Genomic DNA, 20,493 nt, shown 5'->3' with positions numbered 1-20,493 from the left:
CCATGCCCCCTCCTCCCCATGCGCAGGCGCTTCCGGCACAAGCCGGTTCGTGCGTCCAGCATGAACTACAACAATGAGGCGTGGATGAAACGTTCATGAGGAAAATTTCATCAATGCTTTTTCCCGTCCACTCGGCGTCCCATAAGACAGTCCTTGGACTCTTGCGGTGATTGCGACACTTAGCGGATGGGTTCCGCTGTTATGTGGGTGATCGACGACGGCGGGCAGGGGCCTTCTGCCGCGGCGCGAAGGCGTCGGGGTCGCCGTCCTCCCCGAACCTGCCGTCATCGGGCAATCCGCAGGACTACCTGACCGGGCCGAGCGCAGCCACTTCGTTCGTGCCCTCGAAGGGGCGCTGTCCGACTGGAGCGAGGTCGAGCTGGCGGATTTTGCCCGCTCGCTCAAACGGTTCAACGAAAGTATTGAAAAGGCCGGCGCTCTTTCCTGGCCGCGAGCCGATCTGGCGCAGGACTAGGCCCAAAGCGTCCTGCCGGACAAGATGCTCATGTACTCCAAGACGGGTGCGCCTCCGCAGGACGTGGTTGGACACGCTGAAGGCATTCGACCATTTCTTGGGCGGCAGGATCACAGTGAGAATGATGCAACGAGGCGGGCGAGTGGCGGAGGCGCATGTCCTGCCGGCAGCGCGTTGACCAGCAGTGGCGCGTAGCGGACCTTGTTGCCGCTGCGTCCTCCGAAGAACCGGCGTAACTGCGCCGGTATTGGCCGCTCCCGTAGGGACGGCTGGCGCTGGAGGAGCCGGAACGACGCGAGCTCGCCTTGAGCAGCGATGACTTTGAGCACCGCATCGATTCCCAGGCAGCGGATGAGTTCGTCCTCCAGATCGGCGTGACAGACATGGAACCCAAGCTCGGCCAGCGAACCGGACCCGATCCCTGCCCGGCCGAGCGCGCGTGCGATGACATGAGATTCCCCTGCATCACACAGGCCCAACAGCCGGTGGCCCGCGCCATTCGGTCCGTAGCGGTCGAGGAAGTGGACGATGCTGGTCGCGCCGCCCATCGGTACGACCGACACCCGCAAGGCTGCCAGGTCGTAGCCAAGGCGAAGGGCCAGCGTCTCTACCGCCAGCCGGTCACTCTCACCCTCGACCAACACCGTCGTCGCCTGCATAAAACTAGTATGTCGAACGCCCAGCCGCGGCGGCTCGTGTCATCGAGCGGTGCCGCTCGGGTACCATTCCCCGGGACTGTCAGTTCTGCGTTCGCTGGCGGTACTGCCGCGGGGTTTCGCCGGCGTCGTTGAGGAAGTGACGGTTGAAGTTGGACAAATTGGAGAAACCCACTTCGTAGCAGATTTCGGAGATGGGTTTGTCGCTCAGCTCCAGCAGCCGGCGGGCGTGGGCCAGGCGAAGTTTGCGCACCAGATCACTGAAGTTCTGGCCGGTGGCGCGTTTGAAATACTTCGAAAATGTCGGTTCCGACATGCCCACCAGCGCCGCCGCTTCGGACATCTTGACACTGCCGGCGTGGTTGCTGAAAACGTACTCCAGGACGATATCGACGACGGCCGCAGCCTGGCCGTCAAGTTGCGGCCTGAACCATTCTTCAGCAAGGTAGCGCCGCTCCACTTCTGGCGCACGGGCCAGTGTCGCCAACAGCTCAAAGAGATGCTGAAGCCGCGCCAATCCGGTGGAGGTGCCCATTGCCTCGATGCACGCGGCTGCCGTCTCGGCTGAGCGGCCAAGGAATTCGATTCCCCGGGCGGACTGTTCCAACAATGGCCTGACCTCGGCCATCTCCGGGACAATGGATGCGGCCTGCTCGACCCACTTCCCGTCGAACTGGATGATGGCGTCCCGGTTCTCCAGTATTTCGCCGGCTTCAAGGTCGCTGACCCAGTCGTGGGGGAGCCCGGACCCGACGAGGGAGACGTGGCCGGCTTCGAACGTGCCAATGTGGTCTCCGACGATGAACTTTCCGGTGCCCTTCCGGATGAGGTGGATCTCATACTCTGGGTGGTAATTCCACCGTGCCACGGGGCTCGGGTAGTCGTGCTGGTGCCACCGAACCGAATGGTGCGGGTCCTCCGGGATGACCTCCCGGTTGGCCCGCATGCCCAGCAGCCTCTCAGCCAACCGTGCGGCGGCACTGTCAGGGAGGTCTGCTCCGTTGGCGGGATCCGCCGTGCTCATCGTGGTTCTCCCTGCGTTGGGGTTATGAAATCTGGACAGCGCTTTGGTTGCCTTCTCCCAGAGTAGCGCCCACCCTGGGAGCACTCAGGAAAATTAGTATCAGAATTCAGCAACCACGGCGCTAGTTGTGCCCTATCCCACAGGCCTAATCTTGAGGGACATCGACGAGGTATCCGGCTTCCAGCCCCTTCGTCCCGCTCTCGGCCCCGCACCCCCGACGCAGCAGTCGGAGCAGGGCAGCATCGCACCCCCTGAAGAACAAAGGAGTCCTAAATGCGCGCAAAAACACGCGCCGCCGCGTTGGCCGCAGGCGCCCTGTGCGTGGCACTCAGCACCTCGGCCTGCGCGGGCGCCGGCGGCGGCAACTCCGCAGGAGACCCGAACAGCATCAACGTCCTGATGGTCAACAACCCCCAGATGGAGGACCTGCAGCGGCTCACCGCGGAGAACTTCACCAAGGAAACCGGCATCAGGGTCAACTACACCGTCCTGCCGGAAAACGACGTCCGGGCCAAGATCAGCCAGGAGTTCTCGAGCCAGGCCGGCCAGTACGACATAGCGTCGCTGTCCAACTACGAGATCCCGTTCTATTCCGCCAACGGCTGGCTTGCGCCTCTGGACAACGTTGCCCAGGACGCAGCGTTCAACCAGGCGGACATCCTGCCGGCCTACACGGCGTCGCTGACCGGCAAGGACGGCAGGCTCTACGGCGAGCCTTTTTACGGCGAATCCTCCTTCCTGATGTACCGGAAAGACATTCTGGCCGCCAAGGGACTTTCGATGCCGGAGAATCCGACGTGGGACGAAGTCGCGGCAGTGGCGGCCAAGGTCGACGGCGCCGCCCCCGGTATGAAGGGCATCTGCCTGCGCGGCCAGCCCGGCTGGGGCCAGGTTTTCGCGCCGCTGACCACGGTGGTGAACACCTTCGGCGGAACATGGTTCGACAAGGACTGGAACGCGAAGGTCGACTCTCCGGAGTTCACCGCGGCTGTTGATTTCTACACCAAGCTGGTGCGCGACCATGGTGAAGCGGGGGCCGCCCAGGCAGGGTTCACTGAATGCCTGAACAACATGAGCCAGAGCAAGGTCGCCATGTGGTACGACGCCACCTCCGCGGCCGGCGCCCTGGAAGCCGAGGCCTCTCCTGTGAAGGGAAAGATCGGTTACGCGCAGGCTCCGGTGAAGGAAACCAAGTCCTCGGGCTGGCTGTGGACCTGGTCCTGGGCTATGCAGGCGGCCTCCAAGAAACAGGACGCTGCCGCCAAATTTATCGCCTGGGCCAGCTCGAAGAAGTATGAGGAACTGGTCGCCGCCAAGCTCGGCTGGTCCAAGGTCCCGTCCGGCAAGCGCATCTCCACTTACGAGAACACCGAGTTCCAGCAGGCCGCACCGTTCTTCAAGGCCGAACGCTTTGCCATTGAGAACGCCGATCCGACCAACCCCGGTGTCCAGCCGCGGCCGGCGGTCGGCATCCAGTTTGTCGGTATTCCCGAGTTCGCCGCCCTGGGCACCAGGGTGTCCCAGGGGGTGAGCTCCGCCATCGCCGGCCAGGGCTCGGTCGCCGACGCGGTGGCCAAGGGCCAGGAAGCCGCACAAAAAGTCGGCGACAAGTACAAGTAACCCCAACCCAACCGCAGGAGAACATTATGACTACCGCAACGGCGCGCGTCTCCCGGCACGGGAGCAGCACAGCCAAACCTTCCAAGAACACCAGGGCGCGGGAAGGCGCAGTGGCCTGGGCACGGCGGGCACCGCTGCTGCCGGCCCTGATCTTCCTCATCGTCGTCACCCAGCTTCCGTTCGTGGTGACCCTGATCATCTCGTTCATGAACTGGAACAGCCTGAGCCCGGACACGACCGGATTCGCCGGGTTCGAGAACTACATCCAGGTGGTCACCGACCCCTACATGCTCCAGGCAATCCTCACCACCATCGTCGAGACCGTCTCGGTGGTCCTGGTCAGCCTGGTCCTCGGACTCGGGTTGGCCCTGCTCCTGGACAAGAAGTTCATCGGCCGCGGACTGGCCCGGACCCTGCTGATCGCACCCTTCCTCATCGTTCCGGTCGCCGCGGCGCTCATCTGGAAGCACGCCATCCTCAACCCCGTCTACGGCCTGATCAACGGCTCCCTCACCTGGATCTGGTCGCTCTTCGGCTCCGACAACCCGCCGCAGCCGGACCTGCTGTCTTCGGCGCCCCTGATGGCCATCATCGTCTCGCTGGTCTGGCAGTGGACCCCGTTCATGATGCTCATCCTGCTCGCCGGCCTGCAGTCCCGTCCGATGGACACCGTCGAAGCTGCCCAGATGGACGGCGCCACTCCCTGGGCAATTTTCCGCCACCTGACCCTGCCGCACCTGCGCCAGTACCTGGAACTCGGCGGACTGCTCGGGGCCATCTACATCGTGCAGAACTTCGACGCCACCTTCGTCATCACCTCCGGCGGCCTGGGCACGGCCAACCTGCCCTACGCCATCTACGAGACGTTCTACTACGCCAACGAATACGGCCTGGCCTCAGCGGCCGGCGTCGTGGTGGTCATCGGCACCATCATCGTGGCGACCTTCGCACTCCGCACCGTATTCTCGCTCTTCAAGAAGGAGGCAGCACGATGAGCACCCTCACCCCCGCCGGGCCCAGGTCATCAGTCCCCACCGCGTCCACCCCGACCACGGGATCACGACGCCGGGGCAAGTCACGCATGGACCCCACCCGCAACAACACCGCCGCCGGCATCGCCGCCTGGCTGCTGGCCCTGCTGTTCGCGGTGCCGGTCCTGTGGATGATCCTGACTTCGTTCCACTCCGAAATCGACGCCGCCACGAACCCGCCGTCCATCGCCGCCGACCTTAACCTGGATGCCTACAAGGAGTTCTTCGGCGCAACTTCCGGCGTCAGCCCCTGGCCGTCGCTGATCAACTCCGCCACCGCCTCGATCTTCTCCACCGCCCTGGTCCTGCTGCTGGCCATCCCCGCCGCGTACGCCCTGTCGATCCGGCCGGTGAAAAAGTGGACCGACGTTCTGTTCTTCTTCCTCTCTACGAAGATGATGCCCGTGGTCGCCGCAGTCCTGCCGCTCTACCTGTTCGCCAAAACCGCTGGCGCGCTGGACAACATCTGGTTCCTGGTCCTGATGTACACCTCGATGAACCTGCCCATCGCCGTGTGGATGATGCGGTCGTTCCTTGCCGAAGTACCGGTCGAAATGCTCGAGGCTGCCCAGATCGACGGCGCCACCTTGCTGCTCACGCTCCGCAAGGTCATCGCACCCGTGGCGATGCCCGGCATCGCCGCGACCGCCCTGATCTGCTTCATCTTCAGCTGGAACGAACTCCTCCTGGCCCGGGTCCTCACCGGCGTCGTGGCCGGCACCGCACCGGTGTTCCTCACCGGCTTCGTTTCAGGCCAGGGCCTGTTCATTGCCAAGGTCTGCGCCGCCGCCGTCGTGATCTCCCTGCCAGTGCTGTTCGCCGGTTTCGCAGCCCAGGACAAACTCGTCCAAGGCCTCTCCCTGGGCGCCGTGAAATAGCGCCCTCTCCCTGGGCGCCGTGAAATAGCGCCGTGAAATAGCCCGCCACCGCCTCTTCAAACCGCAAAGGATTCCTCCGATGACCACATCAACCGCCCAGTCCCGCACCCCCGGGCATCCCGAAGTACCGGCCACCATGCGCGCCGCCGTCCTCAAACGCCAGGGCGCCATGGCCCTGGAGGCCCTGCCCGTCCCGCAGCTGGACGCGGACCAGGTCCTCGTCCAAGTCGCCGCCGTCGGCGTGTGCGGCAGTGACGTCCACTACTACGAACACGGCCGGATCGGCGACTACGTCGTGGACCACCCGCTGATCCTCGGCCACGAACTCTCCGGACGTATCGCCGCCGTCGGCAGCGACGTCGACCCCGCCCGCATCGGCCAGCGGGTCGCCGTCGAGCCCCAGCGGCCATGCCGCACATGCAAGCAGTGCAAAGCCGGACGCTACAATCTCTGCCCCGACATCGAGTTCTACGCCACGCCGCCGATCGACGGCGCCTTCACCGAATACGTGAGAATCCAGAGTGACTTTGCCTTCGACATCCCGGACAGCGTCAGCGACGAGGCGGCAGCCCTCATTGAACCGCTCTCCGTCGGCCTCTGGGCCTGCGAACGCGCCCAGATCAAGCCGGGCAGCCGGGTCCTGATCGCCGGCGCCGGCCCCATCGGCATCATCGCCGCCCAAGCCGCCCGCGCCTTTGGCGCCACCGAAATCTACATCAGCGACATTGCAGAAGACCGGCTGGCTTTCGCCCTCCAACACGGCGCCACCCATGCCTTGAACGCCTTGACGGACAGTGTCGAAGGGCTCGACGTCGATGCCTTCATCGACGCCTCCGGCGCCCCGCAGGCCGTCCGTTCCGGGATCAAAGCCGTTGGACCGGCGGGCCGGGTCATCCTGGTGGGGCTCGGGGCCGACGACGTCGAACTCCCCGTCTCCTACATCCAGAACCGGGAGATCTGGCTCTCCGGCGTGTTCCGCTACACCAACACCTGGCCCCTGGCCATCCAGCTCATCGCCGACGGAAAAGTGGACCTGGACATCCTGGTCACCGGCAAGTTCGCCCTCGCCGAATCGGAAGATGCGCTCCAGGCCGGCAAGCAGCCCGGCCAGCTCAAAGCCGTGGTCTACCCGGGCCGCTGAGAAGAAGACTGCGAGGAAGCAGCCATGCCAGCAAGTGAAACCATGGTGTTCGTCATCGGCGAATCACTCGTCGACATCATCAGCGACCCCCGCCGGCCGGAAAAGATCCAGGCCCATCCCGGAGGGAGCCCGCTCAACGTGGCGGTGGGGGCGGCCCGCCTGGACCTGCAGACGACCCTGGTGACCCACTACGCCGAGGACCGGTACGGCCTGATGATCGATCAGCACCTCCGGTCGAACAACGTCCGGGTGATTAACGGAGGGACCTCAGCGACATCGACGGCCCTCGCGGCCCTGGGCACTGACGGTGCCGCCCACTACACCTTCTCCATCGACTGGGACATCAACGGGGCGTCCCTGCCCGCCCTGGCCGCCGTTGAAGGCTCCACCCACGTCCACACCGGATCGATCGCCACCATGCTCAGACCGGGGAACAAGGCCACCCTGGCCTTGGTGAAGGCCGCACGGAAGCACGCGACGGTCAGCTACGACCCGAATTGCCGGCCCGCTATCAGTCCCGACGTGGCTGAGGCACGTAACCGGGCGGAACTGTTCGTGACGGCCAGCGACATCGTCAAAGCCAGCGACGAAGACTTGAGCTGGCTCTACCCGGACCGGACCCCGGAGCAAACCATGGCAGCATGGCTGGAACTCGGCCCCGCGATCGTAGCCCTGACACGCGGCGCCTCCGGCCCAGTCGTCCTGGCCCGCCAGGGCAGGGTGGAGATGGCCGCCGAACCCATCACCGTGGCGGACACCGTTGGGGCAGGCGTCACCTGCCCAGCAGGCCTGATCACGCAGCCGCCCGCTAGCATCACCGTTTCCGCACCCGGTGGGAATTTTCGGTGAGGGCCGGTGTTTGGTCTGAGTATGAAAGCAATCGTGTACCGTGCCACCGGCGATCCGTCTGTTCTCGAGCTCGTCGACCGCGAGATCCGCGACCCGGGGCCCGGGGAGGTGCGCGTGCGGATCATGGTCTCCGCGGTGAACCCCACCGACTGGAAATCGCGCCGCGGCGCCAAACCGGGCGAGGCCTTGCCCTTCGCGGAGGTCGTGCCGAACCAGGACGGCGCCGGAGTGCTGGACGCCGTCGGACCCGGCGTCGAGCATCTCCATGTCGGTGACAGGGTCTGGCTGGCCCTGGCCGCCTACCAGCGCGCCGACGGCGGGACAGCGCAGGAGTTCGCCGTCCTGCCGGCCGAACGGGTTTTTCCGCTGCCGGAGAACGCCGGGTTCGACCTCGGCGCAAGCCTGGGTGTTCCCGCAATCACCGCCCACCGGGCCCTGACCATCGCCGAGGACGGCCCGCGGCGGCTGCACCCGGGAGCCTTGGACGGCAAAGTGGTCCTCGTCGCTGGAGGGGCAGGCGCCGTGGGCCATGCGGCGATCCAGCTGGCCAAGTGGGCCGGCGCCGCTGTGATCACGACCGTGAGCGGACCGGCGAAGGCTGCGCTGGCCACGGCCGCCGGCGCCGATCACGTCATCAATTACCGGGAAACCAACGCGGCCGCGGAGATCCGCCGGATCGCTCCTAACGGCGTCGACCAGATCGTGGAGGTGGCACCCGCGCAGAACTCGGAACTGGACCTGGCGGTGATCCGCAACCGCGGCTCCGTCGCCGTCTACGCCAACAACGGCGGCGATCAGGTGAGCCTGGACGTGCGCCGGCATTTCAGCCTCAACGTCCGCTACCAGTTTGTGCTGCTCTACACCGTTGGCATGGCGGCTGTGCAAGCCGCCGCCGAGGACATCAATGCGGCCATCGCCGACGGCGCCCTTCCGGTGGGAGAGGCCGCGGGCCTGCCGCTGCATCGCTTTGACCTGGCTGACACGGCGGCGGCCCACGCGGCGGTGGAAGAGGGCATCGTCGGCAAGGTGCTGATCGATGTGTCAACGAACTAGCCGATAACTTCGGGCGCTGAGGGCCCGAATTGGGCTGGGCGTAGGGTGGAAGCTGGACGAAAGGAAGACTTCATGAAGAAAATCCTCATGGTACTGACCAGCGTTTCCGAGATCGGCGATACCGGAGAGAAGACCGGCTACAACGTGGCCGAGGCCGCACATCCCTGGAAGGTCTTCAAGGATTCCGGGCATTTCGTCGACTTCGCGTCCATCCAGGGCGGCCAGCCCCCGCGCGACGAGGTGGACTCGGAAGATCCCATCCAGGTCGCCTTCACGGAGGACGAGACCACGCGCGCCGGTCTCTATAACACTGCCCGCGTCGACGTCGTTGATCCCGACCAGTACGACGCCGTCTTCCTCGTGGGCGGCCACGGCACCATGTGGGACTTCCCGGACAGCAAAGGCTTGCAGGACCTGGTGGCCAGCGTCTACAACGCCGGCGGCCTGGTGGGCGCGGTTTGCCACGGACCGGCCGGCCTGCTGAACGTGGAATTGAAGAACGGGCTCCGCCTCGTCGAGGGCCGTAAGGTGGCCGCCTTCACCAATGACGAGGAGGTTGCCGCGGGGAAGGACAAGGTCATTCCGTTCTTTTTGGCCGACCGGCTTGAGGAACAGGGCGCCACCCACGTCTCCGCTGATGTCTTTGAGGAGAAGGTTGTGGTTGACGACCGGCTGGTGACCGGGCAGAACCCGGCCTCAGCCGCCGGCGTGGCCAAGGAGATGGAGAAGCTCTTCGCGGAGGTCATCCACCAGGAAAAGGCCGAGGAAAAGCACGAGACGGAGGCTCTGCGCGCCGAGAAGGACGCCGAGAAGAACGCCAAGAAGGCGGCAGGCACCGAGCACTAGCGCAGCCGTTGAGTGACAGCAAAACCCCTCGTCAGAGGGGTTTTGCTTTAACGTGTGGACAAATGACCGTGGTTGGTCCCGTTACGGCAGTCCGTAGACCCTTCGGGCGTTCTCCCGCGCAACAAGCTCCACAACGCGGCGGGCATCGGCGTCGGACCACTCGTCGTCGTCAATCCACTGGCCGAAGATGGCTGCAATCGCGTTGCGCCACAGCCGCGCGCCGAGGTAGTGGAGCTCAGCCGGGCCGATGGCATCGGACGAGTAAAGGATCTTAGTGAAGGGGGCGAGTTCGAACGAGCGCGCGATGAGGCTCCGGCTCCGGACGCCGACGTGGTTCACCGCCAGGCCGACGTCGAGGTAGACGTTGTCGAAGGCCTGGGCGAGATAGCCGGCCTCACGCTCGAACGGGTAGCAGTGCAGGAGCAGGACGGGGACCCTGCTGGCTTGAACCGACCGGAGAAAGTCGAGCAGAAGCAGGGGGTTCGCCCGGTCAAGGTCCAGCTCCCGGTCCCCGAACCCGACGTGGAGCTGGAGTGGAAGCCCGAGCGAGATGGCGCAGTGCAGGCCGAAACGGATGAGGGTGAGGTCATCAAGACGCACCGGCCCACCGGACTCGATCCGCTGCCGCCACCGCTTCGCGGACTCAGCCACCTTGCGGTCGGCCGGCCGGGAGAGGTCGTGATTGAAGCCGGCCCGGTAGGCCAGAACCGACTTGGCCCCCACGACAATCTGGGGGCGGTTGGCCAGCAGCGCGGTGAACGCCTCCACGTAGTCGCCCGGATCCTGGCCGGAACGGATCAGGGTTTCGGCGAGGGTTTCCAGGCGTACGATCTCGCGGACAGTGGCCCCGGCAGTTTCCGCCATCCCGGGTGGATCGAGCATGGCCCCGGTGTTGAATCCGGCGTCGATGAGCCAGTGACTGACTCCGGCTGCCCGGGTCATCCGTCTGCTGATTTCCACTTCGCCGAGTTCGCTGCGGCGCCGCCAGTAGAGCTCGGGCGAGACGTGCCGGGGCAGGTCGATGATCTCGGCGCACCAGCGGCGGAGGGCGAAGCCCAGCTGGGAGTCGTAGGCCGCCGACGGTACGGCGAGGGGCCCGCTGTTGGCCTCGTTCAGCGAATTCTGAAAGCGGGTTTCGTCGCCGTCGACCCCAAAAGCGCCGTGAACGTGATGGTCGATGAGCCGTATGTCTTCGACAAACCCGGCGAACGACCCGCCCATCAGATCGACCAGGCAAGGCGGAATAGGGCCGCGAGTTCCTTGGGGTCCCGGGCCCCGTGGGTCTCCTGCTCTTGGCGCCGCACCGCAACGGTGGCGTCGACCACCTCGTTGCCCAGCAGTCTTCGGGCGGACGCGGAGTTGTCCAGGGACGTGATGATTTCCGACGGCGAGTCCGAGACGGTGCCGATCCCTGCGGCCTGCCTTTCCGCCGCGGAGAGCCGGCTTGGGTCCCCGGTAACTTCAGCAGGCAGGCGGCTGCCGCTCGTGATGCCCTCGAGAGCCAGGGCCAGGATGGCGGCGGAGGCCAGGTACGCGTTGGCGGACCCGTCGATGACCTTGACTTCGACGTTGGCCCCGTGGGGATTGCCCACACCGCCGTCGACGAAACGGACGGATGCTTCGCGGTTTTCCAGGCCCCAACACAAAGCGGCACCCGACCACGCTCCGGGCGTGAGCCTGATCCCGGACAGGATAGAACCGGTGAGCAGTCCCTGCACATCGGGAAGCCCTTGGATGATGCCCCCGATCGCGGCCCCACCCTCCTCGGTGATGCCGTACGGACCAGGCCCGCCGCTGAAGAGGGGTGCTCCGCCACGGGAGAGGGAGAAGTGCTGGTGGGCGCCATTGCCAACCGAACCGGGGAAGGGTGCGGGAGAGAACGAGGCCTGCAGCTTGTGGGCACGGGCGACCCTGCCGACAATGATCTTTGCCAGCACCACGGTGTCCGCTGCCGCGAGCGGGTCTGCCGGGGCAAGGGAGAGCTCAAACTGGTTGCGGCCGTATTCCGCGTGGAGCTGTTCAACCTGAGCACCCGAATCCGCCATGGCGGCCAGCAGCTCGGTGAGGAATTGCTCGCGGTCAAGCAAGCCGGTCAGCCCGTACGGAGCCCAGGGGGCGTCGTCGAGCGCCGTACCGTCGGCGGCGACGAGCACGAACTCCAGCTCGTGGCCCACGAGTGCCCGATAGCCGGCGGTTGCGGCCCGCTCCTGGACTCGGGCAAGCGTGCCGCGCGCGCAGGCCGGATCCCGGCTCCCATCCTGGCGGAACATGTCTGCAGGAGCCCACGCCAGGCCTCCGCCGAGACTGCGCAACCCCGTGGGATCGATCCTCAGGCGCAGGTCGCCGACGGCGCTGATGCTGTCGGTGAAGGCGATGGCGCCGTCAATGCAGAAGACATGCCAGACCGGAGCGGCACCCATGCCGGCCCGGTGGAAGGCGCCGAGCCGGGCCACCGGGACACTCTTGGCAAGGGTGATTCCGGCCGCGTTCACCATCGTTCCGATGACCAGACGAACGCCGGCCTGTTGGAGCCGGTCCGCTGCCGCATCCAGGTCGGCCGCGTCGAAAGCGGGGAAGCCCGAGCCATCGCTCATAGGGATATTCTGCACCTTTGACCGTTGGTCTTGGTCTTAGCTTGGATTGCGTCCCGTGCCGTCAGGACCCAGGGCGCCCGGGCCACTCTTTGCCTGCCCAGGGGTCGAAGTCTGCGATGAGGTCCTCCTGTGGCGGACGCTCCTTTTCCGGGACATGCTGCAGGTTCACCCGCACCCGGTACCAGAGCGAACTCGAACCCCGCATTCCGTCGACGAGTATGTCAGCGGGGTGCAGGCTCGGCAGGAGGTCCGCATGCCGGGTCTTCCATTCCTCGAGCGCCGCCAGCGCCTCGGACTTGGTCTTGGTCCGTGCCACCTCGATGAGCGGCATCACCGACTGCCGGCGGCCCAGGCCGTCGCCGCCGCGCGGGGGCTTCTCGGCGGGGCCGAGCTCGGCAGCCAGGGTGATGAGTCTGTCGAGCGCCCCAACCGCGTCGTCGATCCCGGCGTGGGGGTCGCCCATCGCTGCGTAGCGCTCAAGCACCGTGGGCACCGTGAATTGTTCCGGCCGGGTGGAGGTAACCTCGTCCCAAGTGAGCGGATTCGAGACCCGGGCGTCGGGCAGGGGCCGGATCGAGTACGCCGATGCCACGGTGCGGTCCTTGGCGTTCTGATTGAAGTCGACGAACACACTCTCGCCGCGCTCCTCCTTCCACCACCGCGCGGTGGCGAGGCCCGGAGCGCGGTTCTCGACCTCGCGGGCGAGGGTCTCGGCGGCGAGCCGCACGTCGCTGTATGACCACTGGGGCGCGATGCGCACGAGGATGTGGAGTCCCCGCGAACCGCTCGTTTTCGGCCACCCCACCAGTCCCACGTCGTCGAGCACCTCCCGCGCGACATAGGCGACGTCAACGATCTGCGCCCACTCGACCCCCGGCATCGGGTCGAGGTCGACCCGGAGCTCGTCGGGGTGTTCAAGGTCCTCGGCACGCACGGGGTGCGGGTTGAGGTCCAGGCATCCAAGATTCACGACCCACGCCAAGCCCGCAGCATCCCTGATGACGGCCTCTTCGGCTGATGTGCCGGACGCGTAGTGCAGCGTCGCAGTATCGATGAAGTCGGGGTGGTTTTCGGGCACGCGCTTCTGAAAGAACGGCTCAGCGCCGATCCCCTTCGGGAAGCGCTTGAGCACCATGGGCCGTCCGCCTGCGCCCCGCAACGCACCGTCGGCGACGGTGAGGTAGTAGCGGACCAGGTCGAGCTTGGTCAGCCCGGGTTCGGGGAACACCACCTTGTCCGGACTCGAGATGCGGACCTCGTTGCCGCCAATGGTGAGGATCTCGGCGGGGGCCTTAGACGAGTTCATTCCGCCACGCTAGTTCCGGCCGGCCGCGCTTGGGAATAGCATTCCGACATGGACGCCAAGTTATTCGCCTATCTCAGCTACAGTGACGCACCCGCAGCCCTGGACTGGCTCCAGGCAGTGGGCTTTGACCTCTTTCACCGGCAGGACGGCCCTGCAGGGACAGTGCTGCACGCCGAGATTTGCATGGGGGAGGCCGTGCTAATGGTGGCAAGTAGCGACGCCGAGTACCGGCGGCCGCCACTTGTCGGTCGATCGACCGGCCAGGGACTGTATCTGCTGGTTGACGACGTCGACGCATTTCATCAGAAGGCCCTCGCCGCGGGTGGAACCTCAGTGATCGCGCCCGAAGACACCCAATGGGGCACCCGGCGCTGCCGGGTGCTCGATCCCCAAGGACAGGAATGGAGCGCCGGCACCTACGAGCCCGGAAAGGACTCGTGACTCATTCTTGCTCCGGCCACCAGTCAGGTGTGGGCTGCGGGAGCGGTGGTGTTTCGAACGACGAGGCGCGGGGCCAGCACTTCGGTACGTGGCGGCAGGGAGGGGTCGGCGATGCGGGCGAGGAGAAACTCCGCGGCGCGGATGCCTACGTCCCGGCTGACGGGGTCGACGGTGGTTAGGGAGACGTGCCGGATCCCGGCGAGATAGGTGTTGTCGTATCCGACCAGTGAGAGTTGTGCCGGGACGCTGATGCCATGCTCGACGGCGGCCGAGAGCGCCCCGACGGCGAGGATGTCGTTGGCGGCGAAGACCGCTGAGGGGGGTAGGCCGCTGTCGATAAGGCGGCTCATTGCCTCAAAGCCTGAATGTTCACTCAAGTCCGTGGCCATCACCCGGATGCAGTCCTGCAAGCCGTGGCGGGTCATCGTGTCCCTGTAGGCGTCGGCCCGCACGGCAGCGGACCCGGTGGGAGCGGTGAGGAACGCAATGTCGCTGTGGCCGAGTCCAATCAGGTGTTCGACGGCCATCCGGGCGCCGGCGGCGTCGTCGTTGGTGACGCGGTCCGCCGCCGGGAGGTCGAAGGCGCGCGTGCCGGCGACGACGGCTGGCGTGTGCAGTGTGGCGCGTGTGAGGTCTTCATCGGGGTTGAAGTCTCCTGCGATGACGAGGCCGTCGACGCGCAGTTCCATGAAGGCGGACACCGGGCTTTCCCCCGCGCGGGCCAGATAGCGGGGATCGCCGAGGACCATCCGAAGGTTCTGCTCCCGGAAGATGTTCTGCATGCCGTCGAGGAGCTCCACGAACCAGGGATTGGCGAGGTCGTCCAGCAGGACTCCCACTGTTTGCGTTCGTCCGCTGGCGAGCGAGCGGGCCGCATTGCTGGGCCTGTAGTCGAGTGCGGCTATCGCGGTGGCGACGGCTTCTCTTTTTTGTTCACTCACCTTTGGTGAACCTCGCAGCACCAGGGAAACGAGTGCGCGAGATACGCCGGCCTCGCGCGCCACATCCTCAATGGTGGCGCGCTTGGCCGCCCCATGCTGGTTCAGGTCGCTCTTGGACAAATGGCCTCCTGCCGGCAAGCGTATCGCGGGAAACACAGCAGTTCCGGCCGCCGCCCCCATGGGCACGCGCACCGGTTCCGCTGCTGCCTGACGCCGGCCGCATGCCTGTCCCGTGGGGAGGTATCGGCGGCTACGGCTGCAGACGTTCGATTCTCAGAGGGATACCGCCTTCTCGCCAGGTGCCGCGGGAGACGCGATGATTGGGATGCCTCCGGTGCGGAAGTGCACCTCCAGTTCTTCCAAGGATTGCCCCTTCGTCTCCGGCACGAATTTCGCCACGAAGATCAGGGAAACAATGTTCACCAGCACGAACACGGTGAACGTCCCCGTTGAGCCCAGGGCGACGACGAGGATCGGGAACAGGAAGGAGATTGCCGCGTTCACGGTCCAGAGCGCGAACACCGCAATGCCCATCGCGAAGCCGCGGATGGCCAGCGGGAAGATCTCGGAGAGCAATAGCCACACGGAGGTGCCGATGAAGCACTGCACGAAGGCCACGAACAGCATCATCGCCGCCAGAATGGTGTAACTGACGAGGTCCGACTGGGGAAGCGTGAAGACGACGGCGAGGAGTGCCTGCGAAGCCACGACCCCGGAGAAGCCAATGACCAGCATGCGGCGGCGCCCGACGAAGCCCAGCAGCCAGATGCCCAGGACGGTCATCAGCACCGACGTCACACCCACGGCGATGGTAGCGACGAGCGAGGCGCTCACACCGAGGCCGCTGCGCTCGAGGATCGTGGGGGCGTAATAGTTGACGGTATTGATGCCCGTCGCCTGCTGGGCCACGGCGAGCCCGATGCCGACCCAGAGAAGCCGGCGCATCCAGGGATTGTTCTTCAGATCGCGCCAGGCACTGGAGCGCTCATTCCGGGCAGTGTTCGCGGACTCGACGATTTCCTTGTACTCGAAGTCGGCTTCCTCCGGGCTGCGGCTGAAGTTGAGGATGCGCCGGCTCTCGTCGAGCCTGTCGCGGATCGCGAACCAGCGCGGTGATTCGGGCAGGGCGAGCATGCCGATCAGCAGTGCGATGGCGGGGATGGACGCAACCCCAAGCATGATGCGCCAGACCTCGGAGTCGTGAATGACGGCGTCGAGGAGTGCGTTGATGGCAAAAGCAAGCATCTGGCCGGTGACGATCATCAGTTCGTTGATGGTGACCATGCGCCCGCGCAGATGTGCGGGCGCCATTTCTGCCAGGTAGAGGGGGCACGTTACGGCGGCGGCGCCGACGCCAAGACCGAGGATGACGCGGGCCACGACCATGAACCCAACCGTCGGTGCGATGGCGCAGCCTATCGCGCCGACGAGAAAGAGCAGCGCGCAGACGAGCAGCGTGCCGCGCCGCCCGAGCTTGTCGGCGAGCTTGCCGCCGCTCAGCGCGCCCACCGCGGCGCCGGGAAAGAGCAGTGCGCTGACGACGGTGGCCTCTTCGACCGGGCTCATGCTCAGGGAGTCCTGCATGTAGAGCAACGCACCGGAGATCACACCGGTGTCGTAGCCGAACAGGAGTCCGCCGAGTGTGGAGATGACAGTGAGACGGGCGAGATACCCGCGGTGTTTCGAGCCCGATACGGGCGAGCTTGCTGTGTGCAACGACATTGTTGACTTCCTCGATTCGGCCGACCTGAAGGCGGACTTTGAATTGGGAGCGTTCCCGGGAGTGTGCTGGATCACGCACCTTCAACGTTAGAGCGCTCTAACGGCGTCGTCAATAGTTTGTATTGACATACGCTCAAAGTATTCACGGCGCCCTGGATGCCCCCGGCCAGGGGCCAGCCCATGCTTTCTTCAGGGGCTTTTCCCGGTTGAACCGGTTTGTTATTATGTCAGGACAAATCTAGGAAAGGGGCAGTGACTCTCATGCGAATCGATGTCAACACCATGGCGGCCCGCACATGACCGGGAACTCATCACTCCCGGTTTCCCGGGTCCCGGATTCCCGAGCCGCACCGCCGCTCCGCTGGGGGATTATGGGTCCCGGCTGGATTGCGGAGCGCTTTACGGAATCCGTCCAGGCGCACACCTCGCAGGTGATCGCCGCAATCGGATCCCGCTCGCTGGACCGTTCCGAAGCCTTTGCCGGACGGCACGGCATCCCCGCTGCCTTCGGCAGCTACGAGGAGCTGGCGGCCGCCGACGTCGACATCGTCTACGTGGCCACGCCGCACAACTTCCACTACGAGGCCGCCCTCATGGCGCTCGACGCCGGCAAACACGTTCTGGTCGAAAAGCCGATCGGCATCAACCGCGCGCAGGCGGCCGGCATCGCCAGCCGGGCCGCAGACGCCGGCCTGTTCGCCGCCGAAGCCATGTGGACATTTTTCCTGCCCAAGTTCGACGTCATCCGACAAGTGCTCGACTCCGGAATGCTCGGGGACCTCACTACGGTCTTCGCCGAATACGGTGAGCACTTTGACCCCAGCCACCGGATCTTCGACGCGGCGCTGGCGGGCGGGCCACTGCTGGACCTGGGCACCTATCCGCTCTCACTCATCACGTCCGTCCTGGGCGAACCGGACCGACTCCTGGCGCTCGGTGAACCGCATGTATCAGGAGTCAATGCCCAGCTTTCGGCCGTCATGTCCTTTGCCGGCGGACGCCAGGCCATGATGAACACGCAACTGCACAACTTCACGCCGACGTCGGCCACCATTGTGGGCACCGAGGCTTCACTGACAATTGACGGGCCCTTCAACATGCCAGGCAACTTCAGTGTCCGCTTCCCGGACGGCACCCGGCTGGTCTATGAGGAGCCGGCCGGAGCGCACTTTGAGGGCCTGCACTACGAGGCTGCCGCCGTCGCGCGTGCCATTGCGGCAGGGCAGCTGGAGGTTCCACAGCGGCCGCTCGCCGAATCCATCGGGACCATGGCCGTCGCCGACGCCATCAGGAACCAGCTCGGAATCGTGTTCCCCGGCGAATCCATTGGAAGCCTTTGATCCAGGCCCTCCGAATCAGCGCTCGGACGCCTTCGCGGCTTTGATGGCGGCCTTGGCTGCCTGCTTGCTGGCGCGCACTCTTTTCAGCGACTCAGGGTCCACGATGTCGGCGACCGAAAGAAATGCGCTCTCCTGGCCATAGGGGTCAGCAGCCTCACGCCAGCCTTGCGCCTGCAGGCCGCACTGCTTGCCGAGCAATGCAAGGAAGATCTTTGCCTTTTGCTCACCGAAGCCGGGCAAGCCCTTCAACCTTCGCAGCACTTCCTGGCCGTCCGGGTCGTCCTGGTTCCAGATGGCAGTTGCGTCCCCATTCCAATCGCGCTCTACGGTCGCGGCGAGGTCCTGGACGCGGCTGGCCATGGAGCTAGGGAAGCGGTGGATGGATGGACGCTCCTTGAAGATCTCCACGAAGCCTGCCGGGTCATATTCGGCGATTGCGGCGGGGGCCATCGACCCGATGCGCGTCCGGATCTTTTCGGGGCCGGCAAACGCAGACTCCATGGTCACCTGCTGGTCAAGCAGCATGCCAACGAGGAGTGCAAACGCGTCATTGCTGAGCAGTTGGTCGGCGGCGGGGTCGCCCGTGATGTGCAGTTCCATGCGCCCATCCTCCCACCAGCTCCGTGCCGCGTCATGGCACCGGCCCGAATCTGCTCTGCCAGGTCCAGCAGCATTGCTGACGGTGTCGCCGGTATCCTTGAAAGATGAGTGGCACAGCGCATGCAACCGTCACATTTGATGGCCGCTTCGCCCGGGAGTTCCAGGAGATGGCCATTCCTTGGCGCGCGGAGGAGGCCCCCGAGCCGCACCTTCTGGTTCTCAACGAGCACCTCGCCACCGAGCTGGGTTTCGATCCGGCCTTTCTCCGGAGTCCTGAGGGTCTGCGCCTTCTGACCGGGAACGCCGTCCCTGCCCAGGCCAGTCCGGTGGCGCAGGCCTACGCGGGCCACCAGTTTGGCTGGTACGCGCCCCGTCTCGGCGACGGGCGCGCACTCCTGCTGGGCGAGATCGGGCACGCCGACGGGCAGCTCCGCGACATCCACCTCAAGGGATCAGGACGCACGCCGTTTGCGCGAAACGGGGACGGCCAGGCGGTGGTTGGTCCTATGCTGCGCGAATTCATCGTGAGCAAGTCGATGCACGCGCTGCACATCCCCACGACCCGTTCCCTCGCCGTCGTCGGGACGGGGCGTTCGGTGCAGCGCGAGACGCTCCTGCCCGGCGCCATTCTGACCCGGGTTGCCAGCAGCCACCTGCGGGTGGGCAGCTTCCAGTATGCCCGGTCCACGGGCGACATCGGCCTCCTTCGCCGGCTTGCCGATTACGCCCTGACCCGTCACCACCGTGCCGCCGCGGAGGCCGCCAACCGTTATCTCGCACTCTTCCAAGGCGTCATCTCCGCCCAGGCTTCACTGGTGGCCAAGTGGATGCTCGTAGGGTTCGTTCACGGGGTCATGAACACCGACAACATGACGATCTCGGGTGAAACGATCGACTACGGGCCGTGTGCCTTCATGGAAGGCTTCGATCCGGCCGCCGTCTACAGTTCGATTGACGAGAGCGGGCGCTACGCCTACCGCAATCAGCCGGTGGTGGCGGAGTGGAACCTTGCCCGGCTCGCGGAGTCGCTTTTGCCCCTGCTCCACGATGACGAGGAGCAGGCGGTGGAGCTCGCGGTGGAGGCCCTCGGCGAGTTCCGCCGGCAGTACAGTGAAGCCTGGTCGGCAGGCATGAAGGCCAAGCTGGGGTTCCGTGACGGACTCGACGACGACGTGACCTCGCCTCTCGTGGACGAACTTGTGGCTTTGATGCAGGAGTCACGGACGGACTACACATCGTTTTTCCGGCACCTCGGCAAAGCCGCCCGCGGCCAGGCTGACGATGCGCGGAACCAGGTTCCGGACACGGCAGGTTTCGATGCCTGGCTAGGGCGCTGGCGTGCCTTGGCGCCGGATGCTGATGCCATGGACCGGGTCAACCCCGTCTACATCCCGCGGAACCACCTGGTGGAGGAGGCCCTGACGGCCGCTACCGGCGGAAACCTGGATCCGCTGGCACGGTTGTTGGACGCAGTCGCCGCACCTTTCGACGAGCGGTCCGGGCTCGAGCGCTACGCCGCGGCCGCCCCCGAAAGCTTTGGCCCGTACCGGACCTTCTGCGGAACCTGAGGGGAGCTCATTATGGATACCGAATTTGCCGAGGTCATCGATCATGACGTCACCACCATCACCTGCGTTTGCGGAAATACCGTAAGCAACGAGGGATTGATCCAGGCCAACTCACAGGGCATGCCCGTTCACATCGGCGGAAACGTTCCCGTGCCCGCGGGGCTGGCTGCGTGGCCTGAGGACGAGGATCTCTACACCCTGTGTTCCTCATGCGGCCGCGTTTACCATGACGCGGTCATCGAAGAGACTGGGACCGCGCCCGTTGCTTTCCGGATCGATATCACTGCCGGACCGGTTGCCGAGGCAATCCGGGTCCACTGGGACCTCAACACGTAGCCGCCTTGGCGGGAACCCCCGCTACCGCGGCCTTACCGCCCCGGTCAAGGCCGTGTACAGAGCAGCGGGGAG

The 20,493-nt window shown here is 65.5% G+C and carries 20 protein-coding genes; 11 read left to right on the top strand and 9 right to left on the bottom strand.

Annotation, left to right across the window (positions count from 1 at the left end; all coding sequences use genetic code 11):
* Positions 1 to 304: 304 nt before the first annotated feature.
* From AC1DXI_RS18335 to AC1DXI_RS18325, 3 genes are all read right to left on the bottom strand, one after another.
* Positions 305 to 589: a hypothetical protein gene (locus tag AC1DXI_RS18335; RefSeq protein WP_476939801.1), complete on the bottom strand. Its 285-nt coding sequence runs from the start codon at positions 587 to 589 to the stop codon at positions 305 to 307.
* On the bottom strand, positions 586 to 1,134 hold the full coding sequence (locus tag AC1DXI_RS18330; RefSeq protein ID WP_476939800.1) for a TOPRIM nucleotidyl transferase/hydrolase domain-containing protein: 549 nt from the start codon (positions 1,132 to 1,134) through the stop codon (positions 586 to 588). Before AC1DXI_RS18330 ends, AC1DXI_RS18335 begins: the two co-directional genes overlap by 4 nt.
* A gap of 79 nt (positions 1,135 to 1,213) precedes the next feature.
* The gene (locus AC1DXI_RS18325; protein ID WP_476939799.1) at positions 1,214 to 2,155 is read right to left on the bottom strand and encodes an AraC family transcriptional regulator; all 942 of its coding nucleotides are present in this window, start codon (positions 2,153 to 2,155) and stop codon (positions 1,214 to 1,216) included.
* A gap of 273 nt (positions 2,156 to 2,428) precedes the next feature.
* Between AC1DXI_RS18325 and AC1DXI_RS18320 the strand changes: the two genes are divergently transcribed.
* The 7 genes from AC1DXI_RS18320 (at position 2,429) to AC1DXI_RS18290 (ending at position 9,573) form a co-directional block, all read left to right on the top strand.
* On the top strand, positions 2,429 to 3,775 hold the full coding sequence (locus AC1DXI_RS18320) for an ABC transporter substrate-binding protein (RefSeq protein ID WP_476939798.1): 1,347 nt from the start codon (positions 2,429 to 2,431) through the stop codon (positions 3,773 to 3,775).
* A 26-nt stretch (positions 3,776 to 3,801) separates the two neighbouring features.
* Complete coding sequence (locus tag AC1DXI_RS18315; protein ID WP_476939797.1) at positions 3,802 to 4,770, top strand: carbohydrate ABC transporter permease; 969 nt, start codon at positions 3,802 to 3,804, stop codon at positions 4,768 to 4,770.
* Positions 4,767 to 5,684, top strand: a complete 918-nt coding sequence (locus tag AC1DXI_RS18310) for a carbohydrate ABC transporter permease (RefSeq protein ID WP_476939796.1) — start codon at positions 4,767 to 4,769, stop codon at positions 5,682 to 5,684. Before AC1DXI_RS18315 ends, AC1DXI_RS18310 begins: the two co-directional genes overlap by 4 nt.
* 79 nt (positions 5,685 to 5,763) lie before the next feature.
* On the top strand, positions 5,764 to 6,825 hold the full coding sequence (locus tag AC1DXI_RS18305) for an NAD(P)-dependent alcohol dehydrogenase (protein WP_476939795.1): 1,062 nt from the start codon (positions 5,764 to 5,766) through the stop codon (positions 6,823 to 6,825).
* A 24-nt stretch (positions 6,826 to 6,849) separates the two neighbouring features.
* Positions 6,850 to 7,674, top strand: a complete 825-nt coding sequence (locus AC1DXI_RS18300) for a PfkB family carbohydrate kinase (RefSeq protein ID WP_476939794.1) — start codon at positions 6,850 to 6,852, stop codon at positions 7,672 to 7,674.
* Positions 7,675 to 7,695: 21 nt separating this feature from the next.
* Positions 7,696 to 8,727 carry an NADPH:quinone reductase gene (locus AC1DXI_RS18295; protein WP_476939793.1) on the top strand — a complete coding sequence of 344 codons (1,032 nt, stop codon included), beginning with the start codon at positions 7,696 to 7,698 and terminating at the stop codon, positions 8,725 to 8,727.
* A 72-nt stretch (positions 8,728 to 8,799) separates the two neighbouring features.
* Positions 8,800 to 9,573 (top strand): type 1 glutamine amidotransferase domain-containing protein, encoded by a 774-nt coding sequence (locus tag AC1DXI_RS18290; RefSeq protein WP_476939792.1) that lies wholly within the window; start codon positions 8,800 to 8,802, stop codon positions 9,571 to 9,573.
* A gap of 81 nt (positions 9,574 to 9,654) precedes the next feature.
* Here the strand turns inward: AC1DXI_RS18290 and AC1DXI_RS18285 are convergent, their stop codons facing one another.
* From AC1DXI_RS18285 to ligD, 3 genes are all read right to left on the bottom strand, one after another.
* On the bottom strand, positions 9,655 to 10,794 hold the full coding sequence (locus AC1DXI_RS18285; RefSeq protein WP_476939791.1) for an amidohydrolase family protein: 1,140 nt from the start codon (positions 10,792 to 10,794) through the stop codon (positions 9,655 to 9,657).
* Positions 10,794 to 12,167: a type I glutamate--ammonia ligase gene (locus AC1DXI_RS18280; protein WP_476939790.1), complete on the bottom strand. Its 1,374-nt coding sequence runs from the start codon at positions 12,165 to 12,167 to the stop codon at positions 10,794 to 10,796. The genes AC1DXI_RS18285 and AC1DXI_RS18280 overlap by 1 nt, the downstream gene beginning before the upstream one ends.
* A 61-nt stretch (positions 12,168 to 12,228) precedes the next feature.
* Positions 12,229 to 13,473, bottom strand: a complete 1,245-nt coding sequence (gene ligD, locus AC1DXI_RS18275) for a non-homologous end-joining DNA ligase (RefSeq protein WP_476939789.1) — start codon at positions 13,471 to 13,473, stop codon at positions 12,229 to 12,231.
* A 48-nt stretch (positions 13,474 to 13,521) separates the two neighbouring features.
* Here ligD and AC1DXI_RS18270 point away from each other — a divergent pair, with 48 nt between their 5' ends.
* Entirely contained in the window at positions 13,522 to 13,914 is a 393-nt protein-coding gene (locus tag AC1DXI_RS18270; protein ID WP_476939788.1) for a VOC family protein, read from the top strand.
* Between the two features lie 23 nt (positions 13,915 to 13,937).
* On the opposite strand, the gene AC1DXI_RS18265 is transcribed toward AC1DXI_RS18270, so the two are convergent.
* Positions 13,938 to 14,975, bottom strand: a complete 1,038-nt coding sequence (locus AC1DXI_RS18265; RefSeq protein ID WP_476939787.1) for a LacI family DNA-binding transcriptional regulator — start codon at positions 14,973 to 14,975, stop codon at positions 13,938 to 13,940.
* 153 nt (positions 14,976 to 15,128) lie between these two features.
* Positions 15,129 to 16,577, bottom strand: coding sequence for a sugar porter family MFS transporter (locus tag AC1DXI_RS18260; protein ID WP_476939786.1), 1,449 nt, complete (start codon positions 16,575 to 16,577; stop codon positions 15,129 to 15,131).
* Between the two features lie 296 nt (positions 16,578 to 16,873).
* On the opposite strand from AC1DXI_RS18260, the gene AC1DXI_RS18255 reads away from it, so the two are divergent.
* On the top strand, positions 16,874 to 17,917 hold the full coding sequence (locus tag AC1DXI_RS18255) for a Gfo/Idh/MocA family protein (protein WP_476939785.1): 1,044 nt from the start codon (positions 16,874 to 16,876) through the stop codon (positions 17,915 to 17,917).
* Positions 17,918 to 17,932: 15 nt separating this feature from the next.
* On the opposite strand, the gene AC1DXI_RS18250 is transcribed toward AC1DXI_RS18255, so the two are convergent.
* A complete protein-coding gene (locus AC1DXI_RS18250; protein ID WP_476939784.1) occupies positions 17,933 to 18,517 on the bottom strand; it encodes an HhH-GPD-type base excision DNA repair protein in 585 nt (194 codons plus the stop codon).
* Positions 18,518 to 18,621: 104 nt separating this feature from the next.
* Between AC1DXI_RS18250 and AC1DXI_RS18245 the strand changes: the two genes are divergently transcribed.
* Both AC1DXI_RS18245 and AC1DXI_RS18240 read left to right on the top strand, forming a co-directional pair.
* Positions 18,622 to 20,085, top strand: coding sequence for a protein adenylyltransferase SelO (locus AC1DXI_RS18245; protein WP_476939783.1), 1,464 nt, complete (start codon positions 18,622 to 18,624; stop codon positions 20,083 to 20,085).
* A 12-nt stretch (positions 20,086 to 20,097) separates the two neighbouring features.
* Positions 20,098 to 20,421, top strand: a complete 324-nt coding sequence (locus AC1DXI_RS18240; protein WP_026536761.1) for a hypothetical protein — start codon at positions 20,098 to 20,100, stop codon at positions 20,419 to 20,421.
* Positions 20,422 to 20,493: the final 72 nt, after the last annotated feature.

It is taken from the genome of Arthrobacter sp. P1_H7 (assembly GCF_056405215.1).
The sequence above is the reverse complement of the archived record's forward strand: the minus strand, read 5'-3'. Positions and strand labels throughout refer to the sequence as shown.